The 25,617-nt window shown below is 58.0% G+C and carries 35 protein-coding genes; 34 read left to right on the forward strand and 1 reads right to left on the reverse strand.

The window, feature by feature from the left end:
- The first annotated feature begins 64 nt into the window (after positions 1-64).
- The 34 genes from rpoC (at position 65) to BHD08_RS20440 (ending at position 24,199) form a co-directional block, all read left to right on the forward strand.
- On the forward strand, positions 65-4,264 hold the full coding sequence (gene rpoC, locus BHD08_RS20275; protein ID WP_015278293.1) for a DNA-directed RNA polymerase subunit beta': 4,200 nt from the start codon (positions 65-67) through the stop codon (positions 4,262-4,264).
- Positions 4,265-4,403: 139 nt separating this feature from the next.
- Positions 4,404-4,775, forward strand: a complete 372-nt coding sequence (gene rpsL / locus BHD08_RS20280) for a 30S ribosomal protein S12 (protein ID WP_003280832.1) — start codon at positions 4,404-4,406, stop codon at positions 4,773-4,775.
- A gap of 98 nt (positions 4,776-4,873) precedes the next feature.
- A complete protein-coding gene (rpsG, locus tag BHD08_RS20285; protein ID WP_003280834.1) occupies positions 4,874-5,344 on the forward strand; it encodes a 30S ribosomal protein S7 in 471 nt (156 codons plus the stop codon).
- Positions 5,345-5,374: 30 nt separating this feature from the next.
- Positions 5,375-7,495: an elongation factor G gene (gene fusA, locus BHD08_RS20290; protein WP_106155918.1), complete on the forward strand. Its 2,121-nt coding sequence runs from the start codon at positions 5,375-5,377 to the stop codon at positions 7,493-7,495.
- Between the two features lie 30 nt (positions 7,496-7,525).
- Complete coding sequence (tuf, locus tag BHD08_RS20295; protein WP_015278291.1) at positions 7,526-8,719, forward strand: elongation factor Tu; 1,194 nt, start codon at positions 7,526-7,528, stop codon at positions 8,717-8,719.
- A gap of 150 nt (positions 8,720-8,869) precedes the next feature.
- A complete protein-coding gene (gene rpsJ, locus BHD08_RS20300; RefSeq protein WP_003186070.1) occupies positions 8,870-9,181 on the forward strand; it encodes a 30S ribosomal protein S10 in 312 nt (103 codons plus the stop codon).
- An 82-nt stretch (positions 9,182-9,263) separates the two neighbouring features.
- Positions 9,264-9,899 (forward strand): 50S ribosomal protein L3, encoded by a 636-nt coding sequence (gene rplC, locus BHD08_RS20305; protein ID WP_003304073.1) that lies wholly within the window; start codon positions 9,264-9,266, stop codon positions 9,897-9,899.
- Between the two features lie 12 nt (positions 9,900-9,911).
- Positions 9,912-10,514, forward strand: a complete 603-nt coding sequence (gene rplD / locus BHD08_RS20310) for a 50S ribosomal protein L4 (protein ID WP_106155916.1) — start codon at positions 9,912-9,914, stop codon at positions 10,512-10,514.
- The gene (rplW, locus tag BHD08_RS20315; protein WP_003281842.1) at positions 10,511-10,810 is read left to right on the forward strand and encodes a 50S ribosomal protein L23; all 300 of its coding nucleotides are present in this window, start codon (positions 10,511-10,513) and stop codon (positions 10,808-10,810) included. The genes rplD and rplW overlap by 4 nt, the downstream gene beginning before the upstream one ends.
- A gap of 14 nt (positions 10,811-10,824) precedes the next feature.
- Positions 10,825-11,646, forward strand: a complete 822-nt coding sequence (gene rplB, locus BHD08_RS20320; RefSeq protein ID WP_106155915.1) for a 50S ribosomal protein L2 — start codon at positions 10,825-10,827, stop codon at positions 11,644-11,646.
- 16 nt (positions 11,647-11,662) lie between these two features.
- Positions 11,663-11,938, forward strand: coding sequence for a 30S ribosomal protein S19 (gene rpsS / locus BHD08_RS20325; RefSeq protein ID WP_003293029.1), 276 nt, complete (start codon positions 11,663-11,665; stop codon positions 11,936-11,938).
- Between the two features lie 13 nt (positions 11,939-11,951).
- Positions 11,952-12,284: a 50S ribosomal protein L22 gene (rplV, locus tag BHD08_RS20330; protein ID WP_003103908.1), complete on the forward strand. Its 333-nt coding sequence runs from the start codon at positions 11,952-11,954 to the stop codon at positions 12,282-12,284.
- A 13-nt stretch (positions 12,285-12,297) separates the two neighbouring features.
- A complete protein-coding gene (rpsC, locus tag BHD08_RS20335; RefSeq protein ID WP_003289210.1) occupies positions 12,298-12,984 on the forward strand; it encodes a 30S ribosomal protein S3 in 687 nt (228 codons plus the stop codon).
- A gap of 12 nt (positions 12,985-12,996) precedes the next feature.
- Positions 12,997-13,410 (forward strand): 50S ribosomal protein L16, encoded by a 414-nt coding sequence (gene rplP, locus BHD08_RS20340; RefSeq protein ID WP_003281836.1) that lies wholly within the window; start codon positions 12,997-12,999, stop codon positions 13,408-13,410.
- Positions 13,410-13,601: a 50S ribosomal protein L29 gene (gene rpmC / locus BHD08_RS20345; protein ID WP_003281834.1), complete on the forward strand. Its 192-nt coding sequence runs from the start codon at positions 13,410-13,412 to the stop codon at positions 13,599-13,601. Before rplP ends, rpmC begins: the two co-directional genes overlap by 1 nt.
- 2 nt (positions 13,602-13,603) lie before the next feature.
- Entirely contained in the window at positions 13,604-13,870 is a 267-nt protein-coding gene (gene rpsQ / locus BHD08_RS20350; protein ID WP_003293030.1) for a 30S ribosomal protein S17, read from the forward strand.
- 23 nt (positions 13,871-13,893) lie between these two features.
- Positions 13,894-14,262: a 50S ribosomal protein L14 gene (gene rplN / locus BHD08_RS20355; RefSeq protein WP_003281831.1), complete on the forward strand. Its 369-nt coding sequence runs from the start codon at positions 13,894-13,896 to the stop codon at positions 14,260-14,262.
- A gap of 11 nt (positions 14,263-14,273) precedes the next feature.
- Complete coding sequence (rplX, locus tag BHD08_RS20360) at positions 14,274-14,588, forward strand: 50S ribosomal protein L24 (RefSeq protein ID WP_003304067.1); 315 nt, start codon at positions 14,274-14,276, stop codon at positions 14,586-14,588.
- A gap of 19 nt (positions 14,589-14,607) precedes the next feature.
- Positions 14,608-15,147 (forward strand): 50S ribosomal protein L5, encoded by a 540-nt coding sequence (rplE, locus tag BHD08_RS20365; protein WP_015278288.1) that lies wholly within the window; start codon positions 14,608-14,610, stop codon positions 15,145-15,147.
- Positions 15,148-15,160: 13 nt separating this feature from the next.
- Positions 15,161-15,466: a 30S ribosomal protein S14 gene (gene rpsN, locus BHD08_RS20370; protein WP_015278287.1), complete on the forward strand. Its 306-nt coding sequence runs from the start codon at positions 15,161-15,163 to the stop codon at positions 15,464-15,466.
- A gap of 179 nt (positions 15,467-15,645) precedes the next feature.
- A complete protein-coding gene (gene rpsH, locus BHD08_RS20375; protein WP_003293036.1) occupies positions 15,646-16,038 on the forward strand; it encodes a 30S ribosomal protein S8 in 393 nt (130 codons plus the stop codon).
- Positions 16,039-16,050: 12 nt separating this feature from the next.
- Positions 16,051-16,584 (forward strand): 50S ribosomal protein L6, encoded by a 534-nt coding sequence (gene rplF / locus BHD08_RS20380; RefSeq protein ID WP_014821628.1) that lies wholly within the window; start codon positions 16,051-16,053, stop codon positions 16,582-16,584.
- Positions 16,585-16,594: 10 nt separating this feature from the next.
- Positions 16,595-16,945, forward strand: a complete 351-nt coding sequence (gene rplR / locus BHD08_RS20385) for a 50S ribosomal protein L18 (protein ID WP_003281822.1) — start codon at positions 16,595-16,597, stop codon at positions 16,943-16,945.
- Between the two features lie 3 nt (positions 16,946-16,948).
- Positions 16,949-17,449, forward strand: coding sequence for a 30S ribosomal protein S5 (rpsE, locus tag BHD08_RS20390; RefSeq protein WP_015278286.1), 501 nt, complete (start codon positions 16,949-16,951; stop codon positions 17,447-17,449).
- 2 nt (positions 17,450-17,451) lie between these two features.
- Complete coding sequence (rpmD, locus tag BHD08_RS20395; protein WP_003281818.1) at positions 17,452-17,631, forward strand: 50S ribosomal protein L30; 180 nt, start codon at positions 17,452-17,454, stop codon at positions 17,629-17,631.
- 3 nt (positions 17,632-17,634) lie between these two features.
- Positions 17,635-18,069, forward strand: coding sequence for a 50S ribosomal protein L15 (rplO, locus tag BHD08_RS20400; protein WP_003293041.1), 435 nt, complete (start codon positions 17,635-17,637; stop codon positions 18,067-18,069).
- Positions 18,070-19,398: a preprotein translocase subunit SecY gene (gene secY, locus BHD08_RS20405; protein WP_063544065.1), complete on the forward strand. Its 1,329-nt coding sequence runs from the start codon at positions 18,070-18,072 to the stop codon at positions 19,396-19,398.
- 29 nt (positions 19,399-19,427) lie between these two features.
- On the forward strand, positions 19,428-19,544 hold the full coding sequence (gene rpmJ / locus BHD08_RS20410; protein WP_003281814.1) for a 50S ribosomal protein L36: 117 nt from the start codon (positions 19,428-19,430) through the stop codon (positions 19,542-19,544).
- Between the two features lie 129 nt (positions 19,545-19,673).
- Positions 19,674-20,030 carry a 30S ribosomal protein S13 gene (rpsM, locus tag BHD08_RS20415; RefSeq protein WP_003289190.1) on the forward strand — a complete coding sequence of 119 codons (357 nt, stop codon included), beginning with the start codon at positions 19,674-19,676 and terminating at the stop codon, positions 20,028-20,030.
- A gap of 30 nt (positions 20,031-20,060) precedes the next feature.
- Positions 20,061-20,450: a 30S ribosomal protein S11 gene (gene rpsK, locus BHD08_RS20420; RefSeq protein ID WP_003281811.1), complete on the forward strand. Its 390-nt coding sequence runs from the start codon at positions 20,061-20,063 to the stop codon at positions 20,448-20,450.
- Between the two features lie 17 nt (positions 20,451-20,467).
- Entirely contained in the window at positions 20,468-21,088 is a 621-nt protein-coding gene (rpsD, locus tag BHD08_RS20425; protein ID WP_003293044.1) for a 30S ribosomal protein S4, read from the forward strand.
- A gap of 22 nt (positions 21,089-21,110) precedes the next feature.
- The gene (locus BHD08_RS20430) at positions 21,111-22,112 is read left to right on the forward strand and encodes a DNA-directed RNA polymerase subunit alpha (RefSeq protein WP_014821626.1); all 1,002 of its coding nucleotides are present in this window, start codon (positions 21,111-21,113) and stop codon (positions 22,110-22,112) included.
- Positions 22,113-22,157: 45 nt separating this feature from the next.
- Entirely contained in the window at positions 22,158-22,544 is a 387-nt protein-coding gene (gene rplQ, locus BHD08_RS20435) for a 50S ribosomal protein L17 (RefSeq protein WP_003304056.1), read from the forward strand.
- A gap of 194 nt (positions 22,545-22,738) precedes the next feature.
- A complete protein-coding gene (locus BHD08_RS20440) occupies positions 22,739-24,199 on the forward strand; it encodes a catalase (protein WP_125024616.1) in 1,461 nt (486 codons plus the stop codon).
- Between the two features lie 69 nt (positions 24,200-24,268).
- Here the strand turns inward: BHD08_RS20440 and BHD08_RS20445 are convergent, their stop codons facing one another.
- Complete coding sequence (locus BHD08_RS20445) at positions 24,269-25,534, reverse strand: M14 family zinc carboxypeptidase (RefSeq protein ID WP_125024619.1); 1,266 nt, start codon at positions 25,532-25,534, stop codon at positions 24,269-24,271.
- Between the last annotated feature and the right edge of the window lie 83 nt (positions 25,535-25,617).

A 25,617-nucleotide genomic window follows, 5' to 3' on the forward strand; every position in this document is an offset into this window, starting at 1 on the left:
CACGCACCGCCTGCGCGGCATCCGGCACTAGCCGGTTGCCGCAGGTCCGTGAGGAGGAAAGGCCTTGAAAGACTTGCTGAATCTGTTGAAAAACCAGGGTCAAATCGAAGAGTTCGATGCCATCAAGATTGCCCTGGCTTCGCCCGAGATGATCCGTTCCTGGTCCTTCGGTGAAGTAAAGAAGCCGGAAACCATCAACTACCGTACGTTCAAGCCAGAGCGTGACGGCCTGTTCTGCGCCAAGATCTTTGGTCCGGTAAAGGACTACGAGTGCCTGTGCGGCAAGTACAAGCGCCTCAAGCATCGCGGCGTGATCTGCGAGAAGTGTGGTGTAGAAGTCGCACTGGCCAAGGTGCGTCGCGAGCGCATGGCGCACATCGAGCTGGCTTCGCCGGTCGCCCACATTTGGTTCCTGAAATCGCTGCCGTCCCGCATCGGCCTGCTGCTGGACATGACCCTGCGTGACATCGAACGCGTGCTCTATTTCGAGAGCTACGTCGTTATCGATCCGGGCATGACCACCCTGGAAAAGGGTCAGCTGCTGAATGACGAGCAGTACTTCGAGGCGCTGGAAGAGTTCGGTGACGACTTCGACGCCCGCATGGGTGCCGAGGCCGTGCGCGAGCTGCTGATCCAGATCGACCTGGAGCACGAAATCGGTCGTCTGCGCGAGGAAATTCCGCAGACCAACTCCGAAACCAAGATCAAGAAGCTCTCCAAGCGTCTGAAGCTGATGGAAGCCTTCTATGGCTCGGGCAACCTGCCGGAGTGGATGATCCTCACCGTGCTACCGGTACTGCCGCCGGATCTGCGTCCGTTGGTTCCGCTGGATGGCGGTCGTTTCGCGACTTCGGATCTCAACGATCTGTATCGCCGGGTGATCAACCGTAACAACCGTCTGAAGCGCCTGCTCGACCTGTCGGCGCCGGACATCATCGTGCGCAACGAAAAGCGCATGCTGCAAGAGGCAGTCGATGCACTGCTGGATAACGGCCGTCGTGGCCGTGCCATCACCGGCTCGAACAAGCGCCCGCTGAAGTCCCTGGCCGACATGATCAAGGGCAAGCAGGGTCGTTTCCGTCAGAACCTGCTCGGCAAGCGCGTGGACTACTCCGGTCGTTCCGTGATCACCGTGGGCCCGACCCTGCGTCTGCACCAGTGCGGTCTGCCGAAGAAGATGGCCCTCGAGCTGTTCAAGCCGTTCATTTTCGGCAAGCTGGAAATGCGCGGCATGGCCACCACCATCAAGGCGGCCAAGAAGATGGTCGAGCGCGAGTTGCCTGAGGTCTGGGACGTTCTCGCCGAAGTGATTCGCGAACATCCCGTGCTGCTCAACCGCGCGCCGACTCTGCACCGTCTGGGTATCCAGGCATTTGAGCCGGTGCTCATCGAAGGCAAGGCGATTCAGCTGCACCCGCTGGTCTGTGCTGCGTACAACGCCGACTTCGACGGTGACCAGATGGCCGTGCACGTGCCGCTGACGCTGGAAGCCCAGCTGGAAGCGCGCGCGCTGATGATGTCGACCAACAACATCCTGTCGCCAGCCAACGGCGAGCCGATCATTGTGCCGTCGCAGGACGTGGTTCTGGGTCTCTACTACATGACCCGTGAAGCCATCAACGCGAAGGGCGAGGGTCGCGTGTTCGCTGACCTGCAGGAAGTCGACCGCGTATTCCGCGCTGGCGAAGCCTCGCTGCACGCCCGGGTGAAGGTGCGCATCAACGAAGTGATCAAGGATCGCGACGGCAGCATCACCAAGAACACCCGCATCGTCGACACCACCGTTGGCCGCGCGCTGCTGTTCCAGATCGTCCCGGACGGCATGGCCTACGATGTCGTCAACCAGCCGATGAAGAAGAAGGCAATCTCCAAGCTGATCAACCTGTGCTACCGCACTGTTGGTCTGAAGGACACTGTGATCTTCGCCGACCAGCTGATGTACACCGGTTTCGCCTACTCGACTATCTCCGGCGTTTCCATCGGCGTGAATGACTTCGTTATTCCGGATGAAAAGGCACGCATCATCGATGCGGCAACCGAGGAAGTTAAAGAGATCGAAAGCCAGTACGCGTCGGGCCTGGTAACTCAGGGCGAGAAGTACAACAAGGTGATCGACCTCTGGTCCAAGGCCAACGACGAAGTTTCCAAGGCGATGATGGCCAACCTCTCCAAGGAGAAGGTCATCGATCGCGATGGTAAGGAAGCCGAGCAGGATTCGTTCAACTCGATGTACATGATGGCTGACTCTGGTGCGCGGGGTTCCGCTGCGCAGATTCGCCAGCTGGCCGGTATGCGCGGCCTGATGGCCAAGCCGGATGGCTCGATCATCGAAACGCCGATCACCGCGAACTTCCGTGAAGGTCTGAACGTACTCCAGTACTTCATCTCCACGCACGGTGCTCGTAAGGGTCTGGCGGATACCGCACTGAAAACCGCGAACTCCGGTTACCTGACCCGTCGTCTGGTCGACGTCGCGCAGGATCTGGTGGTCACCGAGGTCGATTGCGGCACCGAGCAGGGTCTGTTCATGACCCCGCACATCGAGGGTGGCGACGTGGTCGAGCCCCTGGGTGAGCGCGTCCTCGGCCGCGTGATCGCGCGTGACGTACTCAAGCCTGGCACAGACGATGTGCTCGTGCCTGCCGGTACGCTGGTTGATGAGCAGTGGGTCGACTTCATCGAGCTGAACAGCATCGACGAAGTGGTCGTGCGTTCGCCGATTTCCTGTGAAACCCGCTACGGTATCTGCGCCAAGTGCTACGGCCGTGATCTGGCCCGTGGGCATCAGGTCAACATCGGTGAAGCAGTAGGTGTAATCGCAGCGCAGTCGATCGGTGAGCCGGGTACCCAGCTGACCATGCGTACCTTCCACATTGGTGGTGCGGCGAGCCGGACGTCGGCTGTCGACAACGTCATGGTCAAGAACGGCGGTACCATTCGCCTGCACAACCTGAAGCACGTCGAACGTGCCGATGGCGCGCTGGTCGCGGTTTCACGTTCCGGTGAGCTGGCGGTTGCGGACGATTTCGGTCGTGAGCGCGAGCGCTACAAGCTGCCGTACGGTGCGGTCATTTCCGTGAAGGAAGGCGACAAGGTTGATGCTGGTGCTGTGGTGGCCAAGTGGGATCCGCACACTCACCCGATCGTCACCGAGATGAAGGGTGTCGTGACCTTCGTCGGCATGGAAGAGAACATCACCATCAAGCGCCAGACCGATGAACTCACCGGTCTGACCAACATTGAGGTGATGGATCCTAAGGACCGTCCGGCATCGGGCAAGGACATCCGTCCGGCGATCAAGATGGTCGACGCCAATGGCAAGGAATTGCTGCTGCCGGGCACCGACGTACCGGCCCAGTACTTCCTGCCGGCTAACGCTCTGGTGGGTGTGGCTGACGGTGCCGAGATCAATGTGGGTGACGTTATCGCACGTATCCCGCAGGAAACCTCGAAGACCCGCGACATTACCGGTGGTCTGCCGCGCGTTGCCGACCTGTTCGAGGCGCGTCGTCCGAAGGAGCCATCCATCCTGGCGGAAATCAGCGGTACGATTTCCTTCGGCAAGGAAACCAAGGGCAAGCGTCGTCTCGTCATCACTCCGACCGACGGTAGCGATCCGTACGAAGAGCTGATCCCGAAGTGGCGCCATCTGAACGTTTTCGAAGGCGAGCAGGTAAACAAGGGTGAAGTGATCTCCGACGGTCCGAGCAATCCGCACGATATTCTGCGTCTGCTGGGTGTCAGCGCGCTGGCCAAGTACATCGTCAACGAGATCCAGGACGTGTACCGCCTGCAGGGCGTGAAGATCAACGACAAGCACATCGAGACCATTCTGCGTCAGATGCTGCGCAAGGTTGAAATCACCGAGTCGGGCGATTCCAGCTTCATCAAGGGTGACCAGATGGAGCTGACTCAGGTGCTGGAGGAGAACGAGCGCCTGAGCGAAGAGGACAAGTTTGTCGCCAAGTACGTGCGCGTCCTGCTGGGTATCACCAAGGCTTCGCTGTCGACCGAGTCGTTCATTTCCGCCGCCTCCTTCCAGGAGACCACGCGCGTACTGACCGAGGCGGCCGTGACTGGCAAGCGCGACTACCTGCGTGGCCTGAAGGAGAACGTGGTCGTGGGTCGCCTGATCCCGGCTGGTACTGGCTTGGCCTATCACAGCGAGCGCAAGCGCAAGCGTGATGCTGACAAGCCGGTTCGCGTAAGCGCCGATGAAGTCGAAGCGGCTCTGACCGAGGCGCTGAACTCCAGCGGTAACTAAGTGCGCGACCCCGGCGGCGAGCCGGGGTCCGCCTTGACGGTGGGCGAGAAGCTCTTTAGACTCTCGTACCCCTAATTTGGCGGGGCTTCGTGCCCTGCCATTTTTCGTTTGTGTCGAAAGACAACAGTGGAGCTAGTAGATGGCAACTATCAACCAGCTGGTACGTCAGCCGCGTAAGCGGGTCGTCGAGAAAAGCGACGTCCCTGCGCTGCAAAACTGCCCGCAACGTCGTGGCGTGTGCACTCGTGTGTACACCACCACGCCGAAGAAACCGAACTCTGCACTGCGTAAAGTGTGCCGCGTTCGCCTGACCAACGGCTATGAAGTCGCCTCGTACATCGGCGGTGAAGGCCATAACCTGCAAGAGCACAGCGTAGTGCTGATCCGTGGCGGTCGTGTAAAAGACCTTCCGGGTGTGCGTTACCACACTGTGCGCGGTTCGCTGGATACTTCCGGCGTTAAAGACCGTAAGCAGGGTCGTTCCAAGTACGGCGCCAAGCGCCCGAAATAAGCAGTATTTCTATTTATTTGAGTCGATAAGAGTAAGGTCGGGCGTGACTTGAAAGTTACCGTTCCGAGCTAACCTGAAGACCGTTTGAGGGCTTATCAATGCCAAGACGTCGTGTAGCAGCCAAGCGCGAGATCCTTGACGATCCGAAGTACGGAAGTCTGATCCTGGCCAAGTTCATGAACCACGTGATGGAGAGCGGCAAGAAAGCCGTTGCCGAGCGTATTGTTTATGGCGCACTGGACAAGGTGAAGGAGCGCAAGAACAGCGATCCCCTGGAAATCTTCGAAAAAGCACTCGATGCCATCGCTCCGCTGGTCGAAGTCAAATCCCGCCGTGTTGGCGGTGCTACCTACCAGGTTCCGGTCGAAGTTCGTCCTTCCCGTCGCAATGCCCTGGCCATGCGCTGGCTGGTAGACGCTGCGCGCAAGCGTGGCGAGAAATCCATGGCGCTGCGCCTTGCTGGCGAGCTGATGGATGCTTTTGAAGGTAAAGGCGCTGCAGTCAAGAAGCGTGAAGACGTGCACCGTATGGCTGAAGCCAACAAGGCCTTCTCGCACTACCGCTTCTAAATCAAGCGCAACTTTTACGAGGACCTTATTGTGGCCCGTACTACCCCTATCAACCGCTACCGTAACATCGGTATCTGTGCCCACGTCGACGCGGGCAAGACCACCACGACGGAGCGGATTCTGTTCTACACCGGCCTCAGCCATAAGATGGGTGAAGTGCACGACGGCGCAGCGACTACCGACTGGATGGTTCAGGAGCAGGAGCGTGGTATTACCATTACCTCTGCTGCTGTAACGACCTTCTGGCAGGGCTCGCGCGGTCAGTACGACAACTATCGCGTCAACGTCATCGATACTCCCGGTCACGTTGACTTCACCATTGAAGTGGAGCGTTCGCTCCGCGTTCTCGATGGTGCTGTGGTTGTATTCTGCGGTACTTCCGGCGTTGAGCCGCAGTCCGAGACCGTATGGCGTCAGGCCAACAAGTACGGTGTTCCGCGTATCGTCTACGTGAACAAGATGGACCGCCAGGGAGCCAACTTCCTGCGCGTGGTTGGTCAGATCAAGCAGCGACTGGGTCACACCCCGGTGCCGGTCCAGCTTGCTATCGGCTCCGAAGAGAACTTCGAAGGTCAGATCGATCTGATCAAGATGAAGGCCATCTACTGGAACGATGAAGACAAGGGCACCAGCTACCGCGAGGAAGAGATTCCGGCAGAGCTGATGGATCTGGCTGAAGAGTATCGCTCCAACATGATCGAGGCTGCGGCCGAGGCCAACGAAGAGCTGATGAACAAGTATCTCGAGGGCGGTGAGCTCACCGTTGACGAGATCAAGGCTGGTCTGCGTCAGCGCACCATTGCCTGTGAAATCGTTCCGGCTGTCTGTGGCTCGTCCTTCAAGAACAAGGGCGTGCCCCTGGTTCTCGACGCCGTCATCGACTTCCTGCCTGCGCCGACCGAGATTCCGCCGATTCAGGGCGTCAATCCGGACAATGAAGAGCAGGTCGACGAGCGTCATGCGCGCGACGACGAGCCCTTCTCTGCGCTGGCATTCAAGATCGCCACCGACCCGTTCGTGGGTACGCTGACCTTCACTCGTGTTTATTCGGGCGTTCTGTCTTCCGGTGATTCGGTGATCAACTCGGTCAAGGGCAAGAAAGAGCGCGTGGGTCGGATGGTGCAGATGCACGCCAACCAGCGTGAAGAAATCAAGGAATGTCGCGCGGGTGATATCGCCGCTCTGATCGGCATGAAGGACGTCACCACTGGTGACACCCTGTGCTCGATCGAGAAGCCGATCATTCTCGAGCGTATGGACTTCCCGGAGCCTGTGATTTCGGTTGCTGTGGAGCCGAAAACCAAGGCTGACCAAGAGAAGATGGGTATTGCCCTGGGTAAGTTGGCTCAGGAAGATCCGTCGTTCCGTGTTCAGACCGACGAAGAAACCGGTCAGACCATCATCTCGGGTATGGGCGAGTTGCACCTCGACATTCTTGTCGATCGTATGCGTCGCGAATTCAACGTCGAGGCGAATATTGGCAAGCCGCAGGTTTCCTATCGCGAAACCATCACCAAGGACAACGTCGAGATCGAAGGTAAGTTCGTCCGTCAGTCTGGTGGTCGCGGTCAGTTCGGTCATTGCTGGATTCGTTTCTCCACTCCGGATGTGGACGAGAAGGGCAATATCACCGAAGGTCTGGTATTCACCAACGAGGTGGTCGGTGGTGTGGTTCCGAAGGAATATATCCCGGCGATCCAGAAAGGCATCGAAGAGCAGATGAAGAACGGCGTCGTTGCCGGCTATCCGCTGATCGGCCTGAAGGCTACCGTATTCGATGGTTCCTACCACGACGTCGACTCCAACGAGATGGCGTTCAAGGTAGCGGCTTCCATGGCTACCAAGCAGCTGGCCAGCAAGGGCGGCGGCAAGGTGCTTGAGCCGATCATGAAGGTCGAAGTAGTGACCCCTGAAGACTACATGGGCGACGTGATGGGTGACCTGAACCGTCGTCGCGGTCTGATCCAGGGTATGGAAGACTCGGTATCCGGCAAGGTTATCCGTGCTGAGGTTCCGCTCGGAGAGATGTTCGGTTATGCGACCGACGTCCGTTCCATGTCTCAGGGTCGCGCGAGCTACTCCATGGAATTCTCCAAATACGCTGAGGCTCCGGCGAATATCGTCGAGACACTCGTTAAAAAACAAGGTTGATTCAGCCCTTTAAGTAAGAGGTTTACTGTCGTGGCTAAGGAAAAATTCGAACGTAACAAACCGCACGTCAACGTCGGCACCATTGGTCACGTCGACCATGGCAAGACCACTCTGACGGCTGCTCTGACTCGCGTGTGCTCCGAAGTATTCGGTTCCGCTCGTGTCGACTTCGACAAGATCGATAGCGCCCCGGAAGAGAAGGCTCGCGGTATTACCATCAACACCGCTCACGTAGAGTACGACTCCAACATTCGTCACTACGCGCACGTTGATTGCCCGGGTCACGCTGACTATGTGAAGAACATGATCACTGGTGCTGCCCAGATGGACGGCGCGATCCTGGTTTGCTCGGCTGCTGACGGCCCCATGCCGCAGACTCGCGAGCACATCCTGCTGTCCCGTCAGGTAGGTGTTCCGTACATCGTCGTGTTCCTGAACAAGGCCGACATGGTTGACGACGCCGAGCTGCTCGAGCTGGTGGAAATGGAAGTGCGTGATCTGCTCAGCACCTACGATTTCCCGGGCGACGATACTCCGATCATCATCGGCTCTGCGCTGATGGCTCTGAACGGTCAAGACGACAACGAGATGGGCACCACTGCCGTCAAGAAGCTGGTCGAGACTCTGGATACCTACATCCCTGAGCCGGTTCGTGCCATCGACAAGCCGTTCCTGATGCCGATCGAAGACGTGTTCTCCATCTCCGGCCGCGGTACCGTGGTTACCGGTCGTGTAGAGCGCGGCATCGTCAAGATCCAGGAAGAAATCGAGATCGTTGGTCTGCGTGACACCACCAAGACCACCTGTACCGGTGTCGAGATGTTCCGCAAGCTGCTCGACGAAGGTCGTGCGGGTGAGAACTGCGGCGTGCTGCTGCGTGGCACCAAGCGTGATGACGTCGAGCGTGGCCAGGTTCTGGCCAAGCCGGGCACCATCAAGCCGCACACCAAGTTCGAAGCTGAAGTGTACGTTCTGTCCAAGGAAGAAGGTGGTCGTCACACTCCGTTCTTCAAGGGCTACCGTCCGCAGTTCTACTTCCGTACCACTGACGTTACCGGTTCGTGCGAACTGCCGGAAGGCGTTGAGATGGTAATGCCGGGCGACAACGTGAAAATGGTTGTTACCCTGATCAAGCCGATCGCCATGGAAGACGGCCTGCGCTTCGCGATTCGCGAAGGTGGTCGTACCGTTGGTGCTGGCGTGGTTGCCAAGATCGTCGAGTAATATTTGTCGATGATGAGGAAGGCCCCTTCGGGGGCCTTTTTCTATTGTTGATCATTTATTGACACCCTATGGGCCCATCCGTACAATTGCGCCTCCTTTTACCGGGGGTATTGCGCCTGGTAGGGTGGCTACTTGGAGTCTGAGGTCAAAATGCAAAACCAACAAATCCGTATTCGGTTGAAGGCTTTTGACCATCGCCTGATCGATCAATCAACCCAGGAAATCGTGGAAACCGCGAAACGTACTGGTGCTCAGGTGCGTGGTCCGATTCCGCTGCCAACCCGCAAAGAGCGGTTCACTGTGCTGGTTTCTCCGCACGTCAATAAAGACGCGCGCGATCAGTATGAAATTCGAACCCACAAGCGTGTGCTGGACATCGTTCAGCCGACGGACAAAACCGTCGACGCGCTGATGAAGCTCGATCTTGCGGCTGGTGTGGAAGTGCAGATCAGCCTCGGCTAAAACCTGAGAGTTTTAGTCGTGTAACGCTCTGAAATGGGCGGCCATAGCGGGTGAAAGCCCCGTACACTCAAGAGGTTTCAAAATGACTATTGGTGTAGTCGGTCGCAAATGCGGTATGACCCGCGTTTTCACCGAGGATGGTGTCTCTATTCCGGTTACGGTCATCGAGATCGAGCCGAATCGCGTCACTCAGTTCAAGAATGAAGAGAGCGATGGCTATCGTGCGGTGCAAGTCACTGTCGGCGAGCGTCGCGCGTCCCGTGTTACCAAGGCTCAGGCCGGTCACTTCGCCAAGGCGAATGTAGCTGCAGGTCGTGGCGTCTGGGAATTCCGCCTTGATGGCGAGGAGTTCCAGGTTGGTGACCAGATCAATGCTGAGATTTTCCAGGCTGGGCAGATGGTGGATGTCACCGGTCAGTCCAAGGGTAAAGGCTTTGCCGGTACCATCAAGCGCTGGAATTTCCGTGGTCAGGACAATACCCACGGTAACTCCGTATCCCACCGCGTCCCGGGCTCTATCGGTCAGTGCCAGACTCCAGGTCGTGTATTCAAGGGCAAGAAGATGTCCGGGCACATGGGCGCCGAGCGCGTAACCGTGCAGTCTCTGGAAATCGTGCGTGTCGATGCTGAGCGGAACCTGCTTTTGGTGAAGGGCGCAGTGCCCGGCGCCACTGGTGGTGACGTGCTCGTGCGTCCGGCCGCCAAGGCTCGCGGTTAAGGGGGAGTTCACATGCAATTGAATGTAAATGGCGCACAGGCCATCGAAGTCTCCGATCGCACCTTTGGTGGTGAGTTCAACGAGACGCTGGTGCACCAGGCTGTCGTCGCCTACATGGCTGGCGGTCGTCAGGGTAGCAAGCAGCAGAAAACCCGTTCCGATGTGTCCGGTGGTGGCAAGCGTCCGTGGCGCCAGAAGGGCACCGGTCGCGCTCGTGCTGGTACCAGTCGTGGTCCGATCTGGCGTGGCGGTGGTGTGACTTTTGCCGCTCGTCCGCAGAACCATGAGCAGAAGCTGAACAAGAAGATGTATCGCGCTGCGTTGCGCTCCATTCTTGCTGAGCTGGTTCGCTCCGAGCGTCTGGTAGTCGTAGAAGATTTCGCCGTCGACGCCCCGAAGACCAAGGTGCTTGCTAGCAAGCTTAATGGCATGGGTCTGAACGACGTGCTGATCGTTTCCGATGCTGTAGATCAGAACCTGTACCTCGCTGCGCGCAATCTGCCGCATGTCGATGTACGCGATGTCCAGGGTTCCGATCCGGTCAGCCTGATCGCCTATGACAAGGTGTTGATCACCGTGTCGGCTGTGAAGAAATTCGAGGAGCTGCTGGGATGAACCAGGAACGCGTATTCAAAGTCCTGCTTGGTCCGCACGTCTCTGAGAAGGCTACCGTGCTGGCTGACAGCAAGAAGCAATTCGTTTTCAAGGTTGCGACCGACGCAACCAAGCTGGAAATCAAGAAGGCTGTTGAAAGCCTGTTCGACGTGAAGGTCGCTGCCGTCAACACCCTGAACGTTCAGGGCAAGACCAAGCGTACCGCTCGCGGTTTGGGCAAGCGCAACGACTGGAAGAAGGCGTATATCGCTCTTCAGCCGGGCCAGGATCTCGATTTCTCCGGCAGTGCTGAGTAAGGAAGGGGTGCATCATGGCAATCGTTAAATGCAAACCGACTTCCGCGGGCCGCCGTTTTGTGGTCAAGGTGGTCAATCAGGAGCTGCATAAAGGCGCTCCGTACGCACCGCTGCTCGAGAAGAAGTCGAAGACTGGTGGCCGTAACAACAACGGTCGCATTACCACTCGCCATATCGGTGGTGGTCACAAGCAGCACTATCGTTTGGTCGATTTTCGTCGCAACAAGGATGGCATTCCTGCCATCGTTGAGCGTATCGAATACGACCCGAACCGTACTGCACACATCGCGCTGCTGAAGTATGCCGACGGTGAGCGTCGCTACATCATCGCGCCGAAGGGCGTAAGCGCTGGCGATCAGCTGGTCTCGGGCGTCAATGCTCCGATCAAGGCTGGTAACAGTCTGCCGCTGCGCAACATCCCGCTGGGTTCTACCGTTCACGGTGTCGAGCTTAAGCCGGGCAAGGGTGCTCAGATCGCTCGCTCTGCTGGTGCTTCGGCTCAGCTGGTCGCTCGTGAGGGTTCCTACGTGACGCTGCGTCTGCGCTCCGGCGAGATGCGTAAAGTGCTGGCCGAGTGCCGTGCGACCCTGGGCGAAGTCTCGAACTCCGAGCACAGCCTGCGTTCGCTGGGCAAAGCTGGCGCCAAGCGCTGGAAGGGCATTCGTCCTACCGTTCGTGGTGTCGCGATGAACCCGGTCGATCACCCACACGGTGGTGGTGAAGGTCGTACCTCCGGTGGTCGTCATCCGGTGTCGCCATGGGGCTTCCCGACTAAGGGCGCGAAGACCCGCACTAACAAGCGCACCGATAACATGATCGTCCGTCGTCGCAAGTAACTAGAGGGATACGACAGTGCCGCGTTCTCTGAAAAAAGGTCCTTTTATCGATCTTCACCTACTGAAGAAGGTCGAAGCGGCGGTGGAAAAGAATGATCGCAAGCCGGTTAAAACCTGGTCGCGTCGTTCGATGATCCTGCCGCAAATGGTCGGTCTGACCATCGCTGTACATAACGGTCGTCAGCATGTCCCGGTCCTCGTGTCCGAAGACATGGTCGGCCATAAACTCGGCGAGTTCGCTGCTACCCGCACTTATCGCGGGCATGTGGCGGACAAGAAAGGCAAGCGCTAAGGGGTAAGGAAAGATGGAAGTAGCCGCTAAGTTGTCGGGCGCTCGCATCTCCGCCCAGAAAGCCCGCCTGGTCGCCGACCAGATCCGCGGGAAGAAGGTGGGCGAAGCGCTCAACCTCCTGGCTTTCAGTAGCAAGAAAGCCGCCGAGATCATGAAGAAAGTGCTGGAGTCGGCCGTTGCCAACGCCGAGCACAACGAAGGCGCTGATGTGGACGACCTGAAAGTCTCCACCGTCTTCGTCAACGAGGGGCGTTCGCTTAAGCGCATCATGCCGCGTGCCAAAGGCCGCGCTGATCGCATCGTCAAGCGGTCTTGCCATATCACTGTCAAGGTTGCGGACAAGTAACGGAGTCGATCAGATGGGTCAGAAAGTACATCCCACTGGCATTCGCCTGGGAATCGTCAAGGAGCACACCTCCGTCTGGTACGCAGACGGCCGTACGTATGCAGACTATCTGCTTGCAGATCTGAACGTGCGTGAGTACCTCCAAGACAAACTAAAAAGCGCGTCCGTAAGCCGTATCGATATCCATCGCCCGGCTCAAACCGCACGCATCACCATCCACACCGCTCGTCCCGGCATCGTGATCGGCAAGAAGGGTGAGGATGTTGAGAAGCTGCGTCAGGACCTGACCAAGCAAATGGGTGTGCCGGTGCACATCAACATCGAAGAGATCCGCAAGCCGGAGCTCGACGCCATGCTGGTTGCACAGAGCGTAGCTCAGCAGCTGGAGCGCCGCGTAATGTTCCGTCGTGCCATGAAGCGCGCCGTGCAGAACGCCATGCGTATTGGTGCCAAGGGCATCAAAATCCAGGTCAGTGGTCGTCTGGGTGGGGCTGAAATTGCCCGTACCGAGTGGTATCGCGAAGGTCGTGTGCCTCTGCACACCCTGCGTGCCGATATCGATTACAACACTTACGAAGCGCACACCACTTACGGTGTGATCGGCGTGAAGGTGTGGATCTTCAAAGGCGAAGTGATTGGTGGTCGCCATGAAGAGCTCAAACCTCAAGCGCCTGCTCCTCGTAAAAAAGCTGCTAAGTAAGGGGTACGCCAAATGTTGCAACCCAAGCGTACAAAATTCCGCAAGCAGATGACCGGCCACAACCGTGGTCTGGCTCAGCGCGGTAGCAAGGTCAGCTTCGGCGAGTTCGCGCTGAAGTCTGTTTCCCGTGGTCGTCTGACCGCGCGCCAGATCGAGGCTGCACGTCGTGCGCTCACTCGTCACGTAAAGCGTGGCGGCAAGATCTGGATCCGCGTGTTCCCCGACAAGCCCGTTACCAAGAAGCCCCTCGAAGTTCGTATGGGTAAAGGTAAGGGTAGCGTCGAGTACTGGGTAGCCCAGATTCAGCCGGGCAAGGTGCTCTACGAGATCGAGGGTGTTTCCGAAGAGCTGGCGCGTGAGGCTTTCGCCTTGGCCGCTGCAAAGCTGCCGCTCGCCACCTCCTTTGTTAAGCGGACGGTGATGTGATGAAAGCGAATGAACTTCGTGAAAAATCCGTTGAGCAGCTGAACGAGCAACTGCTCGAGCTGCTGCGGGACCAGTTCAATCTGCGCATGCAGAAGGCGACTGGCCAGTTGGGGCAGTCTCACCTGCTCTCGCAAGTCAAGCGCGACATCGCTCGTGTCAAGACTGTGCTCAACCAGCAGGCAGGTAAGTGATCATGGCTGAAGCTCAGAAAACCGTCCGCACGCTGACCGGCCGCGTCGTCAGCGACAAGATGGACAAGACCATCACCGTTCTGATCGAGCGTCGCGTCAAGCACCCGATCTACGGTAAATACGTGAAGCGTTCGACCAAACTGCACGCCCACGACGAAACCAACCAGTGCCGTATCGGCGACAAGGTCACCATCCGCGAGACTCGTCCGCTGGCAAAGACCAAGTCCTGGATGCTGGTTGACGTCGTTGAACGCGCCGTCGAAGTCTAAGGGCTAGGGGTCGGAGAAATTATATGATTCAGACTCAATCCATGCTCGATGTGGCTGATAACAGTGGCGCTCGTCGCGTCATGTGTATCAAGGTGCTCGGCGGTTCCCACCGCCGTTACGCCGGCATCGGCGACATTATCAAGGTAACCGTGAAGGAAGCGATTCCTCGTGGCAAGGTCAAGAAAGGCCAGGTGATGACCGCTGTTGTGGTTCGCACCCGTCACGGCGTTCGTCGTCCCGATGGTTCCATCATTCGCTTCGATGGCAATGCTGCTGTTCTGCTGAACAACAAGCAGGAGCCTATCGGCACCCGTATCTTTGGGCCAGTGACGCGTGAGCTTCGTACCGAGAAGTTCATGAAGATCGTCTCGCTCGCCCCTGAAGTGCTGTAAGGAGTAGCCGCATGCAAAAGATTCGTCGCAACGACGAGATCATCGTCATCGCCGGCAAAGACAAGGGCAAGCGCGGTAAGGTGCTCAAGGTTCTCGCTGACGACCGTCTGGTCGTGGGCGGGATCAACCTGGTCAAGCGCCATACCAAGCCGAACCCGATGTCCGGCGTTCAGGGCGGTATCGTCGAGAAAGAGGCGCCTTTGCACGTCTCTAACGTCGCCATTTTCAACGGCGAGACCAACAAGGCAGACCGCGTTGGCTTCAAGGTTGAAGAAGGCAAGAAAATTCGTGTCTTCAAGTCGACCCAGAAGCCGGTTGACGCTTGAGACTGCTAGGTAGATAACCATGGCACGACTAAAAGAAGTTTATCGGAAGGAAATCGCGCCGAAGCTGATGGAAGAACTTCAGCTCAAGAACGTGATGGAAGTTCCGCGCATTACCAAGATCACCCTCAACATGGGTATCGGCGAAGCGATCGGTGACAAAAAGATCATCGACAACGCGGTTGCCGATCTGGAAAAGATCACCGGTCAGAAAGTTGTAGTGACCCACGCTCGCAAGTCCATTGCAGGCTTCAAAGTCCGCGAAGGCTGGCCGATTGGCGTCAAGGTCACCCTGCGTAGCGATCGTATGTACGAGTTCCTGGATCGTCTGCTTTCGATCTCCCTGCCGCGCGTGCGTGACTTCCGCGGCCTGAATGCCAAGTCCTTTGATGGTCGCGGCAACTACAGCATGGGTGTCAAAGAGCAGATCATTTTCCCGGAAATCGATTACGACAAGATCGATGCCCTGCGTGGTCTGGATATCACTCTGACCACTACTGCTCGGACGGATGAAGAAGGTCGCGCTCTACTGCGTGCCTTCAACTTCCCGTTCCGTAACTGATTGGAGTAGGCACATGGCTAAGCAAAGCATGAAGAACCGTGAGCTGAAGCGTCAGCAAACGGTTGCCAAGTTCGCCCAGAAGCGTGCTGCACTGAAGGCTATCATCGCCAGCCCGGAATCTACTCCGGAAGCGCGTTGGGAAGCTCAGGTTGCACTGCAGAAGCAGCCCCGTGATGCAAGCGCTTCGCGCCTGCGGAACCGCTGCCGTCTGACCGGTCGTCCGCATGGCGTTTACCGCAAGTTTGGTCTGTCGCGCAACATGCTGCGTCAGGCTGCAATGCGTGGTGACGTACCAGGACTGGTCAAGGCCAGCTGGTAATAAGCTAACAGGACCGTCGGGTCCTGTTTGTTTTTCGATCAAGCCCCATATGGGGCTTGATTCGTTTATGGCAACGCTCTAGAATGCCCGGCTCGCCTGAGCCTCGAATTTTGTAGGCTTGCCCGTTGGCGACACGAGCCGTTTCAGGCTTATTTTTTTGTATTAGGAGCTAAGAGCCCATGAGTATGCAGGACCCGTTAGCGGACATGCTAACTCGTATCCGTAATGCCCAGATGGCCGAAAAGTCCGTCGTAAGCATGCCGTCTTCCACGCTGAAGGTGGCTGTAGCCAACGTTCTTCAAGGTGAAGGCTATATCGCGGGATACCAGGTCAGTGGCGATGCCAAGCCGCAGCTGTCCATCGAGCTGAAGTATTTCGAAGGCCGTCCGGTCATCGAAGAGCTGAAGCGCGTAAGCCGTCCTGGCCTTCGCCAGTACAAATCCGTTGACCAGTTGCCGAAAGTGCGCGGTGGTTTGGGTGTGTCGATCGTCTCCACCAACAAGGGTGTGATGACTGATCGAGCTGCTCGGGCTGCCGGCGTTGGCGGCGAAGTGCTTTGCACTGTGTTCTAAGGGGGGATAAGCATGTCTCGCGTTGCTAAGAACCCCGTCAAGCTGCCTGCTGGCGTCGAAATCAAGATGTCCGGTCAGCAGCTTTCGGTGAAGGGCGCAAAAGGCGCTCTCGAACTGAATGTCCATCCGTCCGTGGAAGTCATCCAGGAATCTGGTGAGCTGCGTTTCGCCGGTCGTAATGGCGATCAGCAGACCCGTGCTATGGCCGGCACCACTCGTGCTCTGGTCAACAACATGGTGATCGGCGTCAGCCAAGGCTTCGAGCGTAAGCTCCAGCTGGTTGGTGTTGGTTACAAGGCGCAAGCCAAAGGTCAAGTGCTGTCCCTGGCTCTCGGTTTCTCGCATCCGGTGGATTATGAACTGCCGCAAGGCGTTACCGCTGAGACCCCCAGCCAGACCGATATCCTGATCAAGGGTGTCGACAAGCAACTGGTCGGTCAGGTGGCTGCTGAGATCCGTGATTTCCGTCGTCCTGAGCCTTACAAGGGCAAAGGCGTGCGGTACTCGGATGAAGTAGTCCGTCGCAAAGAAGCTAAGAAGAAGTAGGGCATAGCAAATGAGCGTAAAGAAAGAAACTCGTCTGCGTCGCGCTCGCAAGGCACGCCTGAAGATGCGCGAGCTGGAAACCGTACGCCTTTGCGTGTACCGCTCTTCCCAGCACATCTACGCCCAGGTCCTTTCGGCCGACGGCGGCAAGGTCCTGGCCAGCGCCTCGACTCTGGACAAAGAACTGCGTGATGCTGCCACCGGCAACGTCGACGCTGCCAAGAAAGTCGGTCAGCTGGTCGCTGAGCGTGCGAAAGCCGCAGGTGTCACTCAGGTGGCATTCGACCGTTCTGGCTTCAAGTACCACGGTCGTGTGAAGGCACTGGCTGATGCTGCTCGTGAAGGCGGGCTGGAGTTCTAAGTTATGGCAAATAACGAGCAAAAGCGCGACGAAGGCTACATCGAGAAGCTGGTTCAAGTTAACCGCGTCGCAAAAACTGTTAAGGGTGGTCGTATCTTCACCTTCACCGCACTGACCGTAGTGGGTGATGGCAAGGGTCGTGTCGGCTTCGGTCGTGGCAAGTCCCGTGAGGTTCCGGCTGCTATTCAGAAGGCCATGGAGGCGGCTCGCCGCAACATGATCCAGGTCGATCTGAATGGTACTACTTTGCAGTACGCCACCAAGGCTGCGCATGGCGCTTCCAAGGTGTACATGCAGCCTGCTTCTGAAGGTACCGGCGTTATCGCTGGTGGTGCCATGCGCGCCATCCTGGAAGTCGCTGGCGTGCATAACGTCCTGGCCAAGTGCTACGGCTCTACCAACCCGGTCAACGTGGTTCACGCCACTTTCAAGGGTTTGAAGGCGATGCAGTCGCCTGAGTCGATTGCTGCCAAGCGCGGCAAGAGCGTCGAGGAGATTTCCTGATCATGGCTAATACCGTCAAGGTTACGCTGATCAAGAGTGTCAGCGGTCGTATCCCCAATCACAAGCTGTGCGTCAAGGGTCTCGGCCTGCGTCGCATTGGTCATACCGTCGAGGTTCAGGACACTCCTGAGAATCGCGGCATGATCAACAAGGCTTATTACATGCTCCGTGTGGAGGGCTAAGCCATGCAACTGAACGATCTGCGTTCTGCGCCGGGTGCCCGTCGCGAAAAGCTGCGTCCTGGTCGTGGTATCGGTAGCGGCCTGGGCAAGACCGGTGGCCGTGGTCACAAGGGTCAGACTTCCCGCTCCGGCGGCAAGATTGCTCCCGGTTTCGAGGGTGGTCAGCAGCCTCTGCACCGTCGTCTGCCGAAGTTCGGCTTCGTTTCGCTGAAAGCTATGGATCGCGCTGAAGTGCGTACATCCGAACTGGCCAAGGTGGAAGGTGACGTTGTTACCGTACAGAGCCTGAAAGATGCCAACGTCATCAACCAGAACGTGCAGCGCGTGAAAATCATGCTGTCGGGCGAGGTTGGTCGCGCGGTTACTCTCAAGGGTATCGCAGCCACCAAGGGTGCGCGTGCGGCTATCGAAGCAGCTGGCGGCAAGTTCGAGGAATAAATGGCTAAGCAAGGTGCTCTCTCCGCGCTGAGTAATGGTGGTCTGTCCGAACTCTGGGCTCGTCTGCGCTTTCTGTTCATGGCGATCATCGTCTATCGGATTGGCGCGCACATCCCGGTTCCCGGGATCAATCCCGATCGGCTGGCTGAGCTGTTTCGTCAGAACGAGGGGACCATCCTTAGCTTGTTCAACATGTTTTCCGGCGGTGCGCTGGAGCGCATGAGCATTTTTGCATTGGGGATCATGCCGTACATTTCGGCCTCGATCATCATGCAGCTCATGACCGCTGTCAGCCCACAGCTGGAGCAGTTGAAGAAGGAAGGTGAGGCCGGGCGGCGCAAGATCAGTCAGTACACGCGTTATGGAACGCTGGTGTTGGCGATCGTGCAGGCTGTCGGGATGTCGGTCGGTCTGGCTGGGCAAGGTGTCGCGTTCAGCAATGATTTCGGCTTCTACTTCGTGGCCATCACTACCTTCGTTTCCGGCGCGATGTTCATGATGTGGCTGGGTGAGCAGATTACCGAGCGTGGGGTTGGCAACGGTATTTCGATGCTGATCTTTGCTGGTATCGTCGCCGGCTTGCCGGGTGCGCTCGGTCAGTCGTTCGAGTCTGCTCGGCAGGGTGACATCAACATTATCGCTTTGCTGGCTGTTGGGCTGCTGGCTGTTGCGATCATTGGTTTCGTGGTTTTCATCGAGCGTGGTCAGCGTCGTATCGCGGTGCACTACGCCAAGCGTCAGCAGGGTCGTAAGGTATTTGCTGCGCAGACTAGCCACTTGCCGTTGAAGGTGAATATGGCGGGTGTGATCCCGGCTATTTTTGCCAGCAGCATCCTGCTGTTCCCTGCCTCTCTAGGGCAGTGGTTCGGCCAGTCGGAGAGCATGGGGTGGTTGGCTGACATATCGCAGGCAATCGCTCCCGGTCAGCCGTTGAACATCTTGCTGTTCAGTGCCGGGATCATTTTCTTCTGCTTCTTCTATACGGCATTGATGTTCAATCCGAAGGACGTGGCGGAGAATCTGAAGAAGTCCGGTGCGTTTATTCCTGGGATTCGTCCGGGCGAGCAGTCGGCGCGCTACATCGATGGTGTGCTGACCCGTTTGACCATGTTCGGCGCCCTGTACATGACGGCTGTCTGCCTGCTGCCGCAGTTCCTTGTGGTCGCGGCCAATGTGCCGTTCTACCTTGGTGGGACCTCGTTGCTGATCGTTGTTGTGGTTGTCATGGACTTCATGTCTCAAGTGCAATCACACCTCATGTCGCACCAGTACGATTCCCTGATGAAGAAAGCCAACCTGAAGGGCTACGGCAGCGGAATGCTCCGCTGAGGTGGTTCGTAAGGTTCTAGGAGTTGGTGATGAAAGTTCGTGCATCGGTTAAAAAGCTGTGCCGTAACTGCAAGATCATCCGTCGCGACGGTGTCGTGCGCGTGATCTGCAGCGCAGAACCGCGTCACAAGCAGCGCCAAGGCTGATTGTGTAAGGCGTTATAACCCGGCAGCTAGTGCGCTGCCGGGTTGAATATTTGTTATTACAGCGTTAATATCTCGCGCCCTTTTCTTGGCTTCCGGGGCGTAGGTAGCTGTCAATTGGAGTTTCACTGAATGGCCCGTATTGCAGGCGTCAACATTCCGGATAACAAGCACACTGTTATCTCGCTGACCTACATCTACGGTGTTGGTCGCACCCGTGCGCAGGAAATCTGTGCCGCTACCGGTGTGAATCCGGCAGCAAAGATCAAGGATCTTTCCGACGAGCAGGTCGAACTGCTGCGTGGCGAAGTCGGCAAGTTCATTGTTGAAGGCGACCTGCGTCGCGAAGTCAACATGAAAATCAAGCGCTTGATGGACCTGGGTTGCTATCGCGGCCTGCGTCATCGTCGTGGTCTGCCGGTTCGCGGTCAGCGTACCAAGACCAACGCGCGTACCCGTAAGGGCCCGCGCAAGCCGATCCGCAAGTAATCGCGTTAGCGAATCGACAGGAATTTAGTCATGGCAAAACCTGCTGCTCGTCCTCGTAAAAAAGTCAAAAAGACAGTGGTTGATGGGATCGCCCATATCCACGCGTCTTTCAACAACACCATCGTGACCATCACCGATCGTCAGGGCAACGCATTGTCCTGGGCTACTTCCGGTGGTTCCGGTTTCCGCGGCTCGCGTAAGAGCACTCCGTTCGCTGCCCAGATCGCTGCAGAGCGCGCTGGTCAGGCTGCTCTGGAGTACGGCCTGAAGAACCTCGACGTCAACGTCAAGGGCCCAGGTCCGGGTCGTGAGTCCGCCGTGCGTGCTTTGAACGCATGTGGTTATAAAATCGCCAGCATCACCGACGTGACGCCTATCCCGCATAACGGGTGCCGTCCGCCGAAGAAGCGCCGCGTGTAATCAGGAGACAGTGAAGAATGGCTCGTTATATTGGTCCCAAGTGCAAACTGTCTCGTCGTGAAGGCACCGATCTCTTCCTGAAGAGTGGTGCGCGCGCGCTCGAATCCAAGTGCAACATCGAAACTCCGCCAGGTGTTCATGGCCAGCGCCGTGGCCGTCTGTCCGACTACGGCACCCAGCTGCGTGAAAAGCAGAAAGTACGCCGCATCTACGGTGTGCTGGAGCGTCAGTTCAGCGGTTACTACAAGGAAGCTGCCAGCCGTAAGGGCGCTACCGGCGAAAACCTGCTGCAACTGCTCGAGTGCCGTCTGGACAACGTCGTGTATCGCATGGGCTTCGGCTCCACGCGTGCCGAATCGCGTCAGCTGGTTTCTCACAAGTCGATCAGCGTCAACGGTCAGACCGTGAACATCCCTTCGTACCAGGTCAAGGCCGGTGACGTTGTGGCTGTTCGTGAGAAGTGCCGTAACCAGCTGCGTATCGCCCAGGCCCTCGAACTGTGCGCTCAGCGCGGTCGCGTTGAATGGGTCGAAGTAGATGCCGACAAGAAATCCGGTGTTTTCAAGAATGTTCCGGCTCGCAGCGATCTGTCCGCCGACATCAACGAAAACCTGATTGTCGAGCTCTACTCCAAGTAAGGGCTAGAAAATAGGTGTATCCATGCAGAGTTCGGTAAATGAGTTCCTGACCCCCCGCCATATCGATGTGCAGGTGGTCAGTCCGACCCGTGCCAAGATCACTCTCGAGCCCCTCGAGCGTGGTTTTGGCCACACCCTGGGCAACGCGCTGCGTCGTATCCTGTTGTCCTCCATGCCCGGCTGCGCTGTGGTCGAGGCTGAGATCGACGGTGTGCTCCACGAGTACAGCGCCATCGAGGGCGTGCAGGAAGATGTCATCGAAATCCTGCTCAACCTCAAAGGTATCGCCATCAAGCTGCACGGCCGTGATGAAGTGACCTTGAGCCTGGTGAAGAAGGGCGCGGGCGCTGTTACCGCTGCCGATATCCAGCTGGATCACGATGTCGAAATCGTCAATGGCGATCACCTGATCGCCAATCTGGCGGCCAACGGCTCGCTCAACATGAAGCTCAAGGTCGCTCGCGGCCGCGGTTACGAGCCTGCTGATGCGCGTCAGAGCGATGAAGACGAAAGCCGTAGCATCGGTCGTCTGCAGCTCGACGCCACTTTCAGCCCGGTTCGTCGCGTGGCTTACGTGGTCGAGAATGCTCGTGTCGAGCAGCGCACCAACCTGGACAAACTGGTCATTGACCTGGAAACCAACGGCACCCTGGATCCCGAAGAGGCGATCCGTCGTGCAGCGACCATCCTGCAGCAGCAGCTGGCCGCGTTCGTCGACCTCAAGGGCGACAGCGAGCCGGTTGTAATCGAGCAGGAAGACGAGATCGATCCGATCCTGTTGCGTCCGGTTGATGACCTGGAGCTGACCGTACGTTCGGCCAACTGCCTGAAGGCGGAAAACATCTACTACATTGGTGATCTGATTCAGCGCACCGAAGTAGAGCTGTTGAAGACGCCGAATCTGGGCAAGAAGTCCCTGACCGAGATTAAGGACGTTCTGGCTTCGCGTGGTTTGTCCCTCGGTATGCGTCTGGATAACTGGCCGCCGGCAAGTCTCAAGAAGGACGATAAGGCCACTGCCTGATCGCCCCCAGTAACCGAACTGAACGTTTGGTAAGGAATTTCAATCATGCGTCATCGTAAAAGTGGCCGTCACCTGAGCCGCACCAGCGCCCACCGCAAGGCCATGTTTCAAAACATGGCGGTGTCGCTGTTCGAGCACGAACTGATCAAGACCACCCTGCCCAAGGCCAAGGAACTGCGTCGCGTTGCCGAGCCGCTGATCACCCTGGCTAAGGAAGACAGCGTCGCCAACCGTCGTCTGGCTTTCGACCGTACTCGTTCGAAGGCTGCCGTAGGCAAGCTGTTCAACGATCTGGGCAAGCGTTACGCCACCCGTCAGGGCGGTTATCTGCGTATCCTCAAGTGCGGCTTCCGCGCTGGTGACAACGCACCTATGGCTTACGTCGAGCTGGTTGACCGTCCGGTCACTGGTGAAGTGGAAGCCGCCGAGTAAGATCGGTAGCAGCAATAAAAACCGAGCCTTTTGGCTCGGTTTTTTTATGCCCCAAGATTTCTGAGAGACTGGCTCTATAAGGGGCGTTGATCTTCATCATTAGTCGCCGTTGCGCTTGCTTCCTATGATGGCATTCAACCAGCAGGTACTTACCAAGACCCTGGAAGCCTATTGAATACCAAGGAGCTGCAACCATGACTGACAAGCCGAAGCTCACAACCGTTGCCGGTGCGCCGGTATCCGAAAACCAGAACTCCATGACTGCGGGCCGCCGGGGTCCCATGCTGCTTCAGGACGTATGGTTTCTGGAGAAGCTCGCTCATTTCGATCGGGAAGTCATTCCGGAGCGGCGCATGCATGCGAAGGGGTCGGGGGCGTTGGGAGAATTCGTCGTCACCCATGACATCACCCGCTACACCAAAGCCAAGCTGTTTTCCGAGATCGGCAAACGCACTCCACTGTTCGCGCGCTTCTCGACCGTCGCAGGCGAGCGTGGTGCCGCCGATGCCGAGCGCGACATTCGTGGTTACGCCCTGAAGTTCTACACCGAGCAAGGCAACTGGGACATGGTGGGCAATAACACCCCTGTGTTCTTTTTCCGCGATCCGCTGAAGTTTCCGGACCTCAACCACGCAGTAAAACGCGATCCGCGCACCAACATGCGCAGCGCGAACAACAACTGGGACTTCTGGACCGGGCTGCCTGAAGCCTTGCACCAGATCACCTATGTCATGGGCGATCGCGGCATCCCGGCGTCTTACCGTCATATGCACGGTTTCGGTTCGCACACCTACAGCTTCATCAGTCCGAACAACGAACGTTTCTGGGTGAAGTTTCACTTCCGGACCCAGCAGGGCATCAAGAATCTCACCGATGCCGAGGCGGCAGCCATCGTCGGCAATGACCGTGAGAGTTCGCAGCGCGATCTATTCGAGGCCATCGAGCGTGGCGAATATCCGCGCTGGACGATGTATGTGCAGGTAATGCCGGAGGCCGACGCCGCGAAGGTGCCGTACCATCCGTTCGACCTGACCAAGGTTTGGCCGCATGACGACTATCCGCTGATCGAGGTCGGCTACTACGAGCTTAACCGCAATCCCGACAACTACTTCCAGGATGTCGAGCAAGCGGCATTCACGCCGGCGAATGTCGTTCCGGGCATCAGCTTCTCCCCGGACCGTATGTTGCAGGGCCGCCTGTTCTCCTATGGGGATGCGCAACGCTACCGGCTGGGGATAAATCACCATCAGATTCCGGTCAACGCTCCGCGTTGCCCGGTCCACAGCTACCATCGCGATGGTGCCATGCGCGTGGACGGCAATCAGGGCGGTCGCCTGCATTACGAGCCGAACACCTATGGCGAGTGGCAGGAACAGCCTGACTTCAGCGAGCCACCGCTAGCTCTCGAGGGGGCGGCGGACCGTTACGACTACCGTGCCGACGACGCTGATTACTTCACTCAGCCGGGCAACCTGTTCCGCTTGATGACGGCCGATGAGCAGCAGCGGTTGTTCGAAAACACCGCTCGGTCGATGCAGGGAGTCGCGCGTCATATCAAGATTCGCCACATCAGCCACTGCCTGAAGGCTGATCCGGCCTACGGAGCAGGTGTTGCCGCCGCCCTGGATATTCCGCTGTCGGAAGTGCCGGTATAAGCGAATCGCGCTATCCGCAAGATCGAGAAGCCCGCAGCGACTGCTGCGGGCTTTCTTGTTTCTTCAGTGCTATTCGTGGGGATTGCTCAGAGGCTTATCGCTCTCCTGTCCGGGTGGCAGAAGGCGATCGGCCTCTGCCGGATCGATAGCCGTCAGGCTGCCGTCGGCAGTTGCGACAAGCACGGCCTCAAGCATTTCGCGCACATTGTTGCGCAGCATGCCGACAGACTTCTGGCCGCGGCTGTTCAATCCACCGATTTCCATGAGCACGCTGCCGCCCAATGGGCCTGTTTCGCCGGCGGCCAGTCGCTCGGTCCCCAGCAGGCCATAGGCGTTTCGGGCAATGCCCGGATCGCCACCGCCGCGGCGGACATCGCCGTTGGGGTGCTCATAGTAGTAGTTGGTGATTTCCATGAAGCCAAGCTGCAGGGAGCGCTGCTTCATCACGATTGCCAGCTGTTTCGACAGCGCTACCGCTTCCGGCGCAACATCCGGGTGGGTCGGCCAGGTGATGGAGCCTGTCACCTGACGTCCGGGGCGGTTCACTTCAGGGTCGACATCGTCGAGTACCACGGCGGGGTTCTGGTTGTGGACATCCACCAGCCAGATGGGGCGGTAACGGTCATAGATGCTGCGCACCGCTACCGCTTCAGGAACCGGGTTCTGCCCCGGATTGAAGTGACGCTCACTGGCCAGGCCTGGATTGCAGCGAATCTGCGTGCTGTCGCTCCAGTCCGTCCAGTGGTAACGGTTGATGTCATAGCTCCAGCGACGCTGGCCGTCGGCCAAGGTGTAGGCTGTCACGTTGGCGCCCAGGCGCTGATCCAGCTTGGCGGGATCCAGCGTGCCGTCGTCACGCAGGCAGTCAGCGCTGGTCTGCGGCGCGCTGAAATCCATGTTGCCGCGGCTGAAGCGCTCCGCTCCGTCCGGGTTGACCCTCGGTACGATCAACACCTGCAGATTGTCCAGCACCCGCCGCGACAGCGCGCCACCCGAAGCGAGACGTTGTATCAGGTTGACTGCGGCCTCGGTACCGTGGGGCTCATTGCCGTGCTGTTGGGTGATGATCATCACCGCGGGTTTGTCCGCATTACCCAGCCTGGCGAGCCAGATGGGGCGGCCTTCGTTGCTGCTGCCGGCCTGTTCCAGGCGCAGCGCATCGGGAAAGCGCCGCGACATGGCGCTGAGCTGATCGTACAGCTGTTGGTTGCTCATGAACGCCTCGAGCGAGACGTTCTGTTCATCCGTGATCCAGGGGCCGTTGGGTTGAGCGGCGGTAGCGAGGTCAGGTAACAGGCCGGCGCCAACCAGGCAGGCAGCGAGCGCAATACGCATGAGGATTTCTCCTTATCAGGCTGGGATGTCCCGCCCAACTGCCCGGCGGGGTCCGCAGTGGACCCCGTTGCGCTTGCCCTTGT

It is taken from the genome of Pseudomonas sp. SCT, from assembly GCF_003864275.1.
GTDB classification, from domain to species: domain Bacteria; phylum Pseudomonadota; class Gammaproteobacteria; order Pseudomonadales; family Pseudomonadaceae; genus Stutzerimonas; species Stutzerimonas stutzeri_AE.

What these genes read in the sequence shown, in the direction of transcription:
- rplV (WP_003103908.1), top strand. Translation starts at nt 11,952, where the DNA reads ATGGAAGTAGCCGCTAAGTTGTCGGGCGCTCGCATCTCCGCCCAGAAA.
- rplN (WP_003281831.1), top strand. Translation starts at nt 13,894, where the DNA reads ATGATTCAGACTCAATCCATGCTCGATGTGGCTGATAACAGTGGCGCT.
- rplP (WP_003281836.1), top strand. Translation starts at nt 12,997, where the DNA reads ATGTTGCAACCCAAGCGTACAAAATTCCGCAAGCAGATGACCGGCCAC.
- rpsE (WP_015278286.1), top strand. Translation starts at nt 16,949, where the DNA reads ATGGCAAATAACGAGCAAAAGCGCGACGAAGGCTACATCGAGAAGCTG.
- rpsL (WP_003280832.1), top strand. Translation starts at nt 4,404, where the DNA reads ATGGCAACTATCAACCAGCTGGTACGTCAGCCGCGTAAGCGGGTCGTC.
- rpmD (WP_003281818.1), top strand. Translation starts at nt 17,452, where the DNA reads ATGGCTAATACCGTCAAGGTTACGCTGATCAAGAGTGTCAGCGGTCGT.
- rplD (WP_106155916.1), top strand. Translation starts at nt 9,912, where the DNA reads ATGCAATTGAATGTAAATGGCGCACAGGCCATCGAAGTCTCCGATCGC.
- rpsG (WP_003280834.1), top strand. Translation starts at nt 4,874, where the DNA reads ATGCCAAGACGTCGTGTAGCAGCCAAGCGCGAGATCCTTGACGATCCG.
- rpmJ (WP_003281814.1), top strand. Translation starts at nt 19,428, where the DNA reads ATGAAAGTTCGTGCATCGGTTAAAAAGCTGTGCCGTAACTGCAAGATC.
- rpsK (WP_003281811.1), top strand. Translation starts at nt 20,061, where the DNA reads ATGGCAAAACCTGCTGCTCGTCCTCGTAAAAAAGTCAAAAAGACAGTG.
- rpsN (WP_015278287.1), top strand. Translation starts at nt 15,161, where the DNA reads ATGGCTAAGCAAAGCATGAAGAACCGTGAGCTGAAGCGTCAGCAAACG.
- secY (WP_063544065.1), top strand. Translation starts at nt 18,070, where the DNA reads ATGGCTAAGCAAGGTGCTCTCTCCGCGCTGAGTAATGGTGGTCTGTCC.
- rplC (WP_003304073.1), top strand. Translation starts at nt 9,264, where the DNA reads ATGACTATTGGTGTAGTCGGTCGCAAATGCGGTATGACCCGCGTTTTC.
- rpsM (WP_003289190.1), top strand. Translation starts at nt 19,674, where the DNA reads ATGGCCCGTATTGCAGGCGTCAACATTCCGGATAACAAGCACACTGTT.
- BHD08_RS20430 (WP_014821626.1), top strand. Translation starts at nt 21,111, where the DNA reads ATGCAGAGTTCGGTAAATGAGTTCCTGACCCCCCGCCATATCGATGTG.
- rplF (WP_014821628.1), top strand. Translation starts at nt 16,051, where the DNA reads ATGTCTCGCGTTGCTAAGAACCCCGTCAAGCTGCCTGCTGGCGTCGAA.
- rplR (WP_003281822.1), top strand. Translation starts at nt 16,595, where the DNA reads ATGAGCGTAAAGAAAGAAACTCGTCTGCGTCGCGCTCGCAAGGCACGC.
- rpsQ (WP_003293030.1), top strand. Translation starts at nt 13,604, where the DNA reads ATGGCTGAAGCTCAGAAAACCGTCCGCACGCTGACCGGCCGCGTCGTC.
- BHD08_RS20440 (WP_125024616.1), top strand. Translation starts at nt 22,739, where the DNA reads ATGACTGACAAGCCGAAGCTCACAACCGTTGCCGGTGCGCCGGTATCC.
- rpsD (WP_003293044.1), top strand. Translation starts at nt 20,468, where the DNA reads ATGGCTCGTTATATTGGTCCCAAGTGCAAACTGTCTCGTCGTGAAGGC.
- rpsC (WP_003289210.1), top strand. Translation starts at nt 12,298, where the DNA reads ATGGGTCAGAAAGTACATCCCACTGGCATTCGCCTGGGAATCGTCAAG.
- rpsH (WP_003293036.1), top strand. Translation starts at nt 15,646, where the DNA reads ATGAGTATGCAGGACCCGTTAGCGGACATGCTAACTCGTATCCGTAAT.
- rpmC (WP_003281834.1), top strand. Translation starts at nt 13,410, where the DNA reads ATGAAAGCGAATGAACTTCGTGAAAAATCCGTTGAGCAGCTGAACGAG.
- rplX (WP_003304067.1), top strand. Translation starts at nt 14,274, where the DNA reads ATGCAAAAGATTCGTCGCAACGACGAGATCATCGTCATCGCCGGCAAA.
- rplW (WP_003281842.1), top strand. Translation starts at nt 10,511, where the DNA reads ATGAACCAGGAACGCGTATTCAAAGTCCTGCTTGGTCCGCACGTCTCT.
- rplE (WP_015278288.1), top strand. Translation starts at nt 14,608, where the DNA reads ATGGCACGACTAAAAGAAGTTTATCGGAAGGAAATCGCGCCGAAGCTG.
- BHD08_RS20445 (WP_125024619.1), bottom strand. Translation starts at nt 25,534, where the DNA reads ATGCGTATTGCGCTCGCTGCCTGCCTGGTTGGCGCCGGCCTGTTACCT.
- rpsJ (WP_003186070.1), top strand. Translation starts at nt 8,870, where the DNA reads ATGCAAAACCAACAAATCCGTATTCGGTTGAAGGCTTTTGACCATCGC.
- rplQ (WP_003304056.1), top strand. Translation starts at nt 22,158, where the DNA reads ATGCGTCATCGTAAAAGTGGCCGTCACCTGAGCCGCACCAGCGCCCAC.
- rplB (WP_106155915.1), top strand. Translation starts at nt 10,825, where the DNA reads ATGGCAATCGTTAAATGCAAACCGACTTCCGCGGGCCGCCGTTTTGTG.
- rplO (WP_003293041.1), top strand. Translation starts at nt 17,635, where the DNA reads ATGCAACTGAACGATCTGCGTTCTGCGCCGGGTGCCCGTCGCGAAAAG.